This window comes from Photobacterium kishitanii (genome assembly GCF_003026355.1).
Classification (GTDB): domain Bacteria; phylum Pseudomonadota; class Gammaproteobacteria; order Enterobacterales; family Vibrionaceae; genus Photobacterium; species Photobacterium kishitanii.
This window is the reverse complement of record NZ_PYON01000021.1, coordinates 60,425-69,913: the sequence shown is the minus strand read 5'-3', so window position 1 is coordinate 69,913 and position 9,489 is coordinate 60,425. Positions and strand designations below refer to the sequence as shown.

Here is a 9,489-nt window from a genome sequence, read left to right as displayed (position 1 = left end):
ATGACGGCATCAAAAGCCGTTGCCTTACCGCTTGGCGATAGACCTACTGGTTTACTTTTTCAAGTAACCGTTGCTTGTTGGGTAGTAACAAGACTTTTTAAATCAGAGAGAATGGTGCGGAAGGAGAGACTTGAACTCTCACACCTTGCGGCGCTAGAACCTAAATCTAGTGCGTCTACCAATTCCGCCACTTCCGCATATTGTCAGTTACGAATAACTGTTGTTCTCTGATCGTATTTTTCAATTTAAGTATAGGTAAATACTTAATTGAAGAATAAATGGTGGCTACGACGGGATTCGAACCTGTGACCCCATCATTATGAGTGATGTGCTCTAACCAACTGAGCTACGTAGCCAACATAGAATACTGAAATTAATCAATACTCTTAAAGAGTGGCAGGTCTACCTGGATTCGAACCAGGGAATGACGGCATCAAAAGCCGTTGCCTTACCGCTTGGCGATAGACCTACAGTTTGCTTTCTCAAGCTATCTCTCAACTCTATTGAGAGAATGGTGCGGAAGGAGAGACTTGAACTCTCACACCTTGCGGCGCTAGAACCTAAATCTAGTGCGTCTACCAATTCCGCCACTTCCGCATTTTATCAATGTTTAACATTGATTTTCAATCTTATAATAAAATTGAAATGGTGGCTACGACGGGATTCGAACCTGTGACCCCATCATTATGAGTGATGTGCTCTAACCAACTGAGCTACGTAGCCATTTTGCCTCCAACTGCCACTGCTCTTAGCGAGCCGCTTCGTTGGGAACGGGGCGCATTATGCTCATACCAGTTAAAACCGTCAATAGTTTTTTTTGATAAATGGCGAAAATTCGTTTGTTCGGCGGTTATTTGGGCGAACTGGGCGAATCACAAACTGATATCTGATTTGTCTGCTATTAATGATCAAAATTGTGATGCAACACGATTTTATTTTTATGCTTAAGCAGATAAAAAATAAGCCAGCACGAGGCTGGCTTATTTTATTTACTCATCGTTATCTCAATGATAACTGAATAAAATATATTATACGTTGAAGCGGAAGTGGACAACATCGCCATCTTTAACGATGTAATCTTTACCTTCTAGACGCCATTTACCTGCGTCTTTAGCACCTGATTCGCCACCAAACTCGATATAATCATTGTAGCCAATAACTTCAGCGCGAATGAAGCCTTTCTCAAAGTCAGTGTGAATAACACCCGCCGCTTTAGGTGCAGTTGCACCGACAGGGATTGTCCATGCACGTACTTCTTTAACACCAGCAGTGAAATACGTTTGTAGTGAAAGTAACTCATAGCCAGAACGAATAACGCGGTTAAGACCAGGTTCTTCGATACCCATGTCAGCTAAGAACTCTTCACGATCTTCGTCATCAAGCTCTGCGATTTCAGATTCCATTGCTGCACAAATAGGTACAACAATCGCGTTTTCTGTTGCTGCACGCTCAATAACAAGGTCTAAGAATGGATTGTTTTCAAAACCATCTTCGCTAACGTTAGCAATGTACATCGTTGGTTTTAGCGTTAAGAAGTGTAGGTAATCGACAGCTGCCTTCTCTTCTTTGCTTAGTTCCATTGAACGTAGCATTGCGCCATCAGTTAACACTGGTAGCATTTTTTCTAATACTTTGATTTCGAATTTAGCATCGTTATCGCCGCCTTTAGCACGCTTTGCTAAACGGAAAATGGCACGCTCACACGTATCAAGATCAGCCATAGCTAGTTCTAGGTTGATGATATCGATATCTTCAAGAGGGTTAATACGGCCAGCAACGTGAACGATGTTGTCATTTTCAAAACAACGAACAACGTGACCAATAGCATCAGTTTCACGAATGTTAGCTAGGAACTTGTTACCAAGACCTTCACCTTTAGATGCGCCAGCAACAAGGCCTGCAATGTCTACAAATTCCATTGTGGTAGGCAGAATACGTTGTGGTTTAACGAATACTGCTAATGCATCCATACGTGGATCCGGCACAGGAACAACACCTGTATTTGGTTCGATAGTACAGAATGGGAAGTTAGCTGCTTCGATGCCTGCTTTTGTTAAGGCATTGAACAGTGTTGACTTACCAACGTTTGGTAGACCTACGATACCGCATTTAAAACCCATGGCTTGTAACCCTTTTGGTGATTATTTTGTAACAACTCAATTATAGTGCTCAACACTGAGCCCATAATGACAAAGTACTACTGTTGCCAGTGCGCTACTCTGCCTTGAATGAATGAAGACGATTTTGTGCCTTACTCAGGCCATCTTTTAGAAGCACATCAATACAGCGAACTGATTCATCAACTGCTGCGTCAATCAGCTCTTGTTCTTTGGTCGGTGCTTTTCCTAGCACGTAACCAGCGACTTTGTTTTTATCACCAGGGTGGCCAATGGCAATCCTGAGGCGATAGAAATCTTTGTTGTTACCCATTTTGCTAATGATATCACGTAGGCCATTATGACCACCGTGTCCACCGCCTTTTTTAAACTTGGCAACACCAGGAGGTAAGTCGAGTTCATCGTGCGCGACTAAAATTTCTTCCGGTTTAATTTGGAAAAAATTAGCCAAAGCTGAAACTGACTTACCTGATAAATTCATGAATGTGGTTGGGATCAACAAGCGAAGATCTTGACCATTAGTTGTGATCCTGCCGGTTAGACCAAAATATTTTGGATCTAGACGTAGGGTAACGTTATGGGCTCGAGCTAGTTCTTCAACGACCCATGCACCAGCATTATGACGGGTTTTTGCATACTCTTGGCCAGGATTTGCCAGGCCAACAAGTAACCGAATATTATTACTCACGCTTGTCTCTCTTGTCATATAGCAGTAGTGATAGCGTTTTGTGATGACCACTGTGATGGTTAAACCGAGCAATAGTCGGGTTCAAAACGCGCGCTATATTATACCAAATCAAGGGAAATTGATACGTTTCTGCAGTGATCAGCCTTTGTGACAATTTGCAAAAAATAAAACGCCCCGCAAAAGCGAGGCGTTGATATTTATTTATTCGAGAAATAAATCATGCTAGTAGCGTGAGATTAGTGCTCAAACATTGCAGAAATTGACTCTTCGTTACTGATACGACGAATCGCTTCAGCTAGCATACCAGACAGGGTAAGTACTGATACTTTTCCTGTTGCTGCAATTTCTTTTGTTAGTGGGATAGAGTCAGTAACAATAATTTCATCAATCACTGATTCGCTGATGTTTTGCAGTGCGCTGCCAGAGAATACAGGGTGAGTTGCGTAAGCAAATACACGCTTAGCACCGCGTTCTTTTAGTGCTTCAGCTGCTTTACACAGTGTGCCGCCAGTATCGATCATGTCGTCAACGATAATACAATCGCGACCTTCAACATCTCCGATTAGGTGCATAACTTGAGAAACGTTAGCGCGTGGACGACGCTTATCGATGATTGCGATATCAGTATCATCTAATAGCTTAGCAATTGCACGAGCACGTACAACACCACCAATATCAGGAGAAACAACCACTGGATCTTGTAGGTCTTTCGCTAACATATCTTCTAGTAGTACAGGGCTACCAAATACGTTATCGACAGGAACATCGAAGAAACCTTGGATTTGTTCAGCATGTAGATCAACCGTTAATACGCGGTCAACACCTACATTAGAAAGGAAGTCAGCAACAACTTTGGCAGTGATAGGCACACGAGCAGAACGTACACGACGATCTTGACGAGCATAACCGAAGTACGGAATCACAGCAGTAATACGACCTGCAGAAGCACGACGTAAGGCATCGATCATAACAACCAGTTCCATTAGGTTGTCGTTAGTTGGTGCACAAGTTGATTGAATAATAAATACGTCGCTACCACGAACGTTTTCATTAATTTGCACACATACTTCACCATCGGAGAAACGGTCAACCGTTGCGTCTCCTAATGAAATATAAAGACGATCAGCGATGCGTTGGGCTAGTTCTGGTGTAGCGTTACCAGCAAACAGCTTCATATCAGGCACGGTGTAAACCTCAGGTTGCGTCCAAGTTGTAATTACTGACAATCCATAGAATATGTGGCTAGCGTTGTCATCAAAGGAGATACGTTAACACCTTTTGCGACAAATCCCTGGAGCCAGTCAGGTAAATTATTCAAAACATCATTAGCACTTTGCTCTGTGTCAAATTCTGCAAACACACAAGCGCCAGTACCAGTTAATCTTGACGGCGCATATTCTAACAGCCATGAAAGCGCCTGATCAACCTCAGGATTAAGACTTCTTACAATTTTCTCGCAATCGTTTTCGTAAACTCCACGTAACAGGGCATCTAAGCTACGTTTTTTAGTATTTCGAGGTAATTGCGGATGGTTGAAAATTTCAGCAGTTGCAATGCTAATATCGGGTTTTGCGACTAAATACCACTTTTCTTGTGGTGCTGCAGGCTGCAATTTTTCACCAATACCTTCTGCAAAAGCACTGTGACCCCGAACAAAAACAGGCACATCAGCTCCAAGTTTTAATCCTATTGCAGCAAGCTCATCAATGGATAGTTGTGTTTGCCATAAATAATTTAATGCAACTAACGTTGTTGCAGCATTCGATGATCCACCACCTAAACCTCCCCCCATAGGAAGAATTTTATCAATATGGATGTCAGCCCCAAAATTAACCTGTGCCGCTTGACGTAGTGCAACGGCTGCACGGTAAATTAAATTATCTTCAGTCGCTACCCCAGTAATTGCAGGTGTTAGGCTAATATGGTTATCTCTACGGGCTGTAATCGTTAACGTATCACCGTAATCAATAAACTGAAATAACGTCTGCAGGTCGTGATAACCATTGTCTCGCTGACCTGTGATGTAGAGAAAAAGATTGAGCTTTGCAGGAGCAGGCCACTGAGTGGCAATATCAAATTTAGCTTCGTGGTTCATGGATATGACTCATTATTTCGTAAATTTACAAGATCAATAAACAGCGGACTATTATTTTATTTGCCAAGTGGAGACTTTTATTTTGATGGTTAAATCACCCTGTTTTAAAGTCATCAATACCGGCAGGGACGGTACCTTGGTGTTGTCGTAACTGCTGTAATGCATTTCCCAAGTACGGCCATCAATTTTTTTAGTCAGAAAAGCAACTTGGTTATTTTTGTTGAGCAAGTAATGATCAGCACCTGTTGGAAGGCCGATTAACCAATCGCGCATTTGTTGTAGCGGTAAGTTTATGCCTGTCAGTTGTTGCACTAGCTGTGCGGCATCGCTGCCATGATGGGTTTTTCCATCAGGATCGGTGAGCGTGACGGCATGAGGACGGGCATCTAATTTGAGAATTGTTTTATACATTTTGGTTAAAATAAGTTGATAATCACCAGGTCGGTTTTGCCAATTAAAGGTGAGTGTTACCCGTTGCTGTGGGCTGATATACCCAAACACGCCTTGAGCATGGTAGGTGGTTAGCTGTTGTAACTGAGCCTGATGGAGTGTCCAATCCGCTTTATGGGTAATTGTAGGTTGTTGTGCACAGCCAGAAAGAAGTGATAACGAGACCGCGAAAAAAGACAATAGCCATTTTTTTTTGTGGGCGGTTAGCGCTTTTATGGGGGTGGATGTCACTGTGGCTGAAGTGAGATTTTTAGCAAGATTACGCAATATCATCGTAGGGGGTCTCTATCAGAATGAGCGAAAACAATAGCGATAATTTAATCGAAAGCCAAATTATAACCACTAACGAGACGAATAAGGTGGCTAAAAAACGATAAAAATGGTGTCATTACTGATTGATTACGTCTGTTGCCTTTTATTACGACATGGCATCAAGTAAAATCTTCACCTTAGATTTTTTCATTGCCGAAGTAGGTATACTGTTTCCATGACCTTGCTTGCATTAGGAATCAACCACAAAACAGCTTCTGTTGATTTGCGTGAGAAGGTAGCTTTTTCTCCTGAAAAACTGTCTTTGGCACTGCAGGAGCTTAAAAACCATCCTGAGGTATCGAGTGCGGTTATTGTATCTACATGCAACCGTACCGAAGTTTACTGTGAATTACTGCAGTCAGGACCGGGTGTGATTATTGACTGGTTGACCAAATTTCATCAGATCACAGCCGAAGAATTGATGCCAAGCCTGTACTTTCATGAACAACAAGCTGCTGCGCGACATTTAATGCGTGTGGCGTGTGGTTTAGATTCATTGGTATTAGGTGAGCCGCAAATCCTAGGACAGGTAAAGCAATCTTATTCGGAATCAAAAGACAATGGAACTGTGGTTGGTACCTTAGAAAAGTTGTTTCAAAAAACATTTACTGTTGCCAAGCGGGTTCGTACTGAAACTGATATTGGTGGCAATGCTGTTTCTGTTGCTTATGCAGCGTGTTCATTGGCAAGACAAATTTTTGAAGCTTTATCAGGTGTGACAATGTTGCTCATAGGAGCCGGAGAAACCATTGAATTGGTTGCTCGTCATGCTGCTGAGCAAGGATGTAACCGTTTAATTGTTGCCAATAGAACCCGTGAACGTGCAGCTAATCTTGCACGTGAATTTGGCGCTGAAGTGATAGGTTTAGAAGATATACCTGAGCATCTTCATTGTGCCGATATTGTGATTAGCTCTACCGCAAGTCCATTACCGATTGTTGGTAAAGGCATGGTAGAAACTGCGTTGAAACAACGTCGTAATCAGCCGATGTTATTTGTTGATATTGCTGTACCACGTGATATTGAATCACAGGTTGGTGATCTTAATGATGTATATTTATATTCTGTTGATGATCTGTATTCGATTGTCGAGAAAAATCGTGAGCAACGTAAAGTCGCTGCGATTCAAGCTGAGGCGATCATCGCTGAAGAAAGTATTACCTTTATGCAATGGTTACGCTCACTGGAAGCGGTCGATAGTATCCGTGACTATCGTCAATATGCCGAAGCAATAAAACATGAGCTGCTACAACGCAGCTTACAAGCAATCGCCAATGGCACCGATCCTGAACGAGCCTTGGTAGAATTGAGTAATAAACTAACCAATAAGCTTATCCATGCTCCGACAAAAGCCATGCAGCAGGTTGCCAAAAATGGTGAATCTGACAAATTGGTCGTGATCCGTGAAGCACTTGGGCTGGATTCCTATAACGATTAGCAGTTGATGGCTCAGGCCTTCACTCCGCACCCTAATTAGAAGATTATGAAGCAATCAATTTTAGTTAAATTAGAAACTCTGGTTGAACGTTACGAAGAAGTTCAACACCTACTGGGCGATCCCAGCGTTCTTAGTGATCAAAACCGATTTCGTGCACTATCAAAAGAATATTCTCAGCTTGAAGAAGTGACTAAGTGTTTCCAAGCTTACCAACAAGCGAAAGAAAATCTTGAAGCTGCTGAAGAAATGGCACAAGAAGATGATGCAGAAATGCGTGAAATGGCGCAGGAAGAAATCAAAGAAGCTAAGGCTGAAATTGAACGTTTAGCTGATGAGTTACAACTATTATTGATTCCTAAAGATCCTAATGATGATCGTAATTGTTTTGTCGAAATTCGTGCTGGTGCTGGTGGTGATGAAGCCGGTATTTTTGCGGGTGATTTATTCCGCATGTACAGCAAATATGCTGAGCGCCGCGGTTGGCGTATTGAGATCATCAGTGAAAACCGTTCAGAGCAAGGCGGTTACAAAGAAATGATCGCAAAAGTAAACGGTGATGGCGCTTATGGCGTATTAAAGTTTGAGTCAGGCGGTCACCGAGTTCAGCGTGTTCCAGCAACTGAATCTCAAGGCCGTGTACATACTTCTGCTTGTACTATCGCTATTTTACCTGAAATCCCAGAAGCTGAAATTCCTGAAATTAATGCCGGTGATTTAAGAATCGATACTTTCCGCTCATCTGGTGCTGGTGGTCAGCACGTTAACACCACTGACTCAGCTATTCGTATTACTCACTTACCGACAGGTATTGTGGTTGAATGTCAGGATGAGCGTTCACAGCATAAGAACAAAGCTAAAGCGATGTCAGTGCTAGCTGCCCGTATTATTAAAGCAGAAGAAATGCGTCGTCATGAAGCAGAAGCAACGACACGTCGTGACTTGTTAGGTTCTGGTGACCGTTCAGATCGTATTCGTACTTATAACTACCCGCAGGGTCGTGTTTCAGATCATCGTATTACACTAACACTTTATCGTTTGAATGAAGTGATGGAAGGTGATTTAGACGCTCTGATCCAACCCGTATTTACTGAGTATCAAGCTGACCAACTTGCCGCGATGGCTGAGCAAAACTAATGTCACGTAGCATTGAATGTTTATTACAACAGACCAGTGCACAACTTGCGACTGCGGGCTCTAATAGCCCGCAGTTAGACAGTATTGTATTGTTATGTCATGTATTAGATAAGCCGCGTAGTTACTTGCTAACATGGCCTGAAAAGCAGCTGGATGAGGCCCAATTTACGGCTTTTTCAGCGTTGCTAGCGCGTCGAATTGCGGGTGAGCCGATCGCCTATATTGTTGGTGAGCGTGAGTTTTGGTCATTACCGTTAAAAGTATCACCCTCGACGTTAATTCCCCGTCCAGATACCGAGAGATTGGTTGAGTTAGCCCTTGAGAAAATCCCCGTGACAGCATGTCAGGTACTTGATTTAGGTACTGGCACTGGTGCGATAGCATTAGCGATTGCATCTGAACGCAATGATATTACTGTGACCGGGATTGATGTGCGTCCAGAAGCGGTGGCGTTAGCGACTGAAAATAGTCACCGACTAAGCATTACTAATAGTCATTTTTTAGCTGGTAGTTGGTATAGCCCTCTTGAGCAACAACCACAATTTGCCGTTATTGTTAGTAACCCGCCTTATATTGATGAAGCGGATCCGCACCTTGTTGAAGGCGATGTTCGCTTTGAACCTAAAAGTGCGTTAGTTGCCACTGATAACGGACTCGCTGATATTCGTATTATTAGTCAAGATGGATGCCAATATTTATTACCTGGCGGCTGGTTACTCATGGAACATGGTTTTGAACAAGGCGCTGCCGTTCGAACTATTCTTGAGCAATTGGGCTATGTGCAGGTGTCAACAAGTCAGGATTATGCTGGGCTCGATCGGGTAACGATGGGTTGCTGGCTAGGAGATCGTTAGTAATGATGTACATGGCAATGAAACACATTCATCTTACCGCAATTGCGTTAAGCGTATTACTGTTTGTCACGCGCTATATTATGGTGATGGCAAACTCATCAATAATAAATAAAAAATTCTTTAAAATTACCCCTCATGTTATTGATACCATCATGCTGGCTTCAGGTGTCGCGCTCATTTTTATTACTGGTTTTATACCCTTTACTGCCGGTAATGGTTGGCTGACCGAAAAATTAACCTGTGTTCTTGCTTATATCGCACTCGGTTATTTCACGCTCCATCATGGTAAAAATAAAGTATTTAAGACATTTGCCTTCTTAGGGGCGATTGGGTGGCTTGTATTAGCAGCACAATTAGCGATCACTAAAACACCTATCTTAGGCTAGCGTAGTAGGTAACAT

The 9,489-nt window shown here is 42.6% G+C and carries 9 protein-coding genes and 5 tRNA genes; 4 read left to right on the top strand and 10 right to left on the bottom strand.

Annotation, left to right across the window (positions count from 1 at the left end; translation table 11 throughout):
• Positions 1–112: 112 nt before the first annotated feature.
• The 10 genes from C0W29_RS18430 to lolB form a co-directional block, all read right to left on the bottom strand.
• Positions 113–197 (bottom strand) — tRNA-Leu (locus C0W29_RS18430).
• A gap of 82 nt (positions 198–279) precedes the next feature.
• A tRNA-Met gene (locus C0W29_RS18425) sits at positions 280–356 on the bottom strand.
• Between the two features lie 38 nt (positions 357–394).
• A tRNA-Gln gene (locus tag C0W29_RS18420) sits at positions 395–469 on the bottom strand.
• Between the two features lie 43 nt (positions 470–512).
• Positions 513–597, bottom strand: a tRNA-Leu gene (locus tag C0W29_RS18415).
• 49 nt (positions 598–646) lie between these two features.
• Positions 647–723: transfer RNA gene (locus C0W29_RS18410), tRNA-Met, on the bottom strand.
• 305 nt (positions 724–1,028) lie between these two features.
• Entirely contained in the window at positions 1,029–2,120 is a 1,092-nt protein-coding gene (gene ychF, locus C0W29_RS18400) for a redox-regulated ATPase YchF (protein ID WP_036793514.1), read from the bottom strand.
• 94 nt (positions 2,121–2,214) lie between these two features.
• The gene (gene pth / locus C0W29_RS18395; RefSeq protein WP_045044107.1) at positions 2,215–2,805 is read right to left on the bottom strand and encodes an aminoacyl-tRNA hydrolase; all 591 of its coding nucleotides are present in this window, start codon (positions 2,803–2,805) and stop codon (positions 2,215–2,217) included.
• Positions 2,806–3,041: 236 nt separating this feature from the next.
• The gene (locus C0W29_RS18390) at positions 3,042–3,989 is read right to left on the bottom strand and encodes a ribose-phosphate pyrophosphokinase (protein WP_045044106.1); all 948 of its coding nucleotides are present in this window, start codon (positions 3,987–3,989) and stop codon (positions 3,042–3,044) included.
• 32 nt (positions 3,990–4,021) lie between these two features.
• Positions 4,022–4,900, bottom strand: coding sequence for a 4-(cytidine 5'-diphospho)-2-C-methyl-D-erythritol kinase (gene ispE / locus C0W29_RS18385; protein WP_045044105.1), 879 nt, complete (start codon positions 4,898–4,900; stop codon positions 4,022–4,024).
• A 51-nt stretch (positions 4,901–4,951) separates the two neighbouring features.
• On the bottom strand, positions 4,952–5,623 hold the full coding sequence (lolB, locus tag C0W29_RS18380) for a lipoprotein insertase outer membrane protein LolB (RefSeq protein ID WP_107174162.1): 672 nt from the start codon (positions 5,621–5,623) through the stop codon (positions 4,952–4,954).
• A 214-nt stretch (positions 5,624–5,837) separates the two neighbouring features.
• On the opposite strand from lolB, the gene hemA reads away from it, so the two are divergent.
• Genes hemA through C0W29_RS18360 form a run of 4 tightly spaced genes read left to right on the top strand, consistent with a single transcriptional unit; the run spans position 5,838 to position 9,474 of the window.
• Complete coding sequence (gene hemA, locus C0W29_RS18375; RefSeq protein ID WP_036793521.1) at positions 5,838–7,100, top strand: glutamyl-tRNA reductase; 1,263 nt, start codon at positions 5,838–5,840, stop codon at positions 7,098–7,100.
• A 45-nt stretch (positions 7,101–7,145) separates the two neighbouring features.
• The gene (gene prfA, locus C0W29_RS18370; RefSeq protein WP_036793522.1) at positions 7,146–8,234 is read left to right on the top strand and encodes a peptide chain release factor 1; all 1,089 of its coding nucleotides are present in this window, start codon (positions 7,146–7,148) and stop codon (positions 8,232–8,234) included.
• Positions 8,234–9,088 carry a peptide chain release factor N(5)-glutamine methyltransferase gene (gene prmC, locus C0W29_RS18365; RefSeq protein ID WP_045044104.1) on the top strand — a complete coding sequence of 285 codons (855 nt, stop codon included), beginning with the start codon at positions 8,234–8,236 and terminating at the stop codon, positions 9,086–9,088. Before prfA ends, prmC begins: the two co-directional genes overlap by 1 nt.
• Before the next feature lie 5 nt (positions 9,089–9,093).
• A complete protein-coding gene (locus tag C0W29_RS18360) occupies positions 9,094–9,474 on the top strand; it encodes a SirB2 family protein (RefSeq protein WP_045044109.1) in 381 nt (126 codons plus the stop codon).
• Positions 9,475–9,489: the final 15 nt, after the last annotated feature.

Coding starts and splice junctions, on each gene's coding strand:
- ychF (WP_036793514.1), bottom strand. CDS start 2,120: ATGGGTTTTAAATGCGGTATCGTAGGTCTACCAAACGTTGGTAAGTCA.
- ispE (WP_045044105.1), bottom strand. CDS start 4,900: ATGAACCACGAAGCTAAATTTGATATTGCCACTCAGTGGCCTGCTCCT.
- lolB (WP_107174162.1), bottom strand. CDS start 5,623: ATGATATTGCGTAATCTTGCTAAAAATCTCACTTCAGCCACAGTGACA.
- hemA (WP_036793521.1), top strand. CDS start 5,838: ATGACCTTGCTTGCATTAGGAATCAACCACAAAACAGCTTCTGTTGAT.
- prfA (WP_036793522.1), top strand. CDS start 7,146: ATGAAGCAATCAATTTTAGTTAAATTAGAAACTCTGGTTGAACGTTAC.
- prmC (WP_045044104.1), top strand. CDS start 8,234: ATGTCACGTAGCATTGAATGTTTATTACAACAGACCAGTGCACAACTT.
- C0W29_RS18360 (WP_045044109.1), top strand. CDS start 9,094: ATGTACATGGCAATGAAACACATTCATCTTACCGCAATTGCGTTAAGC.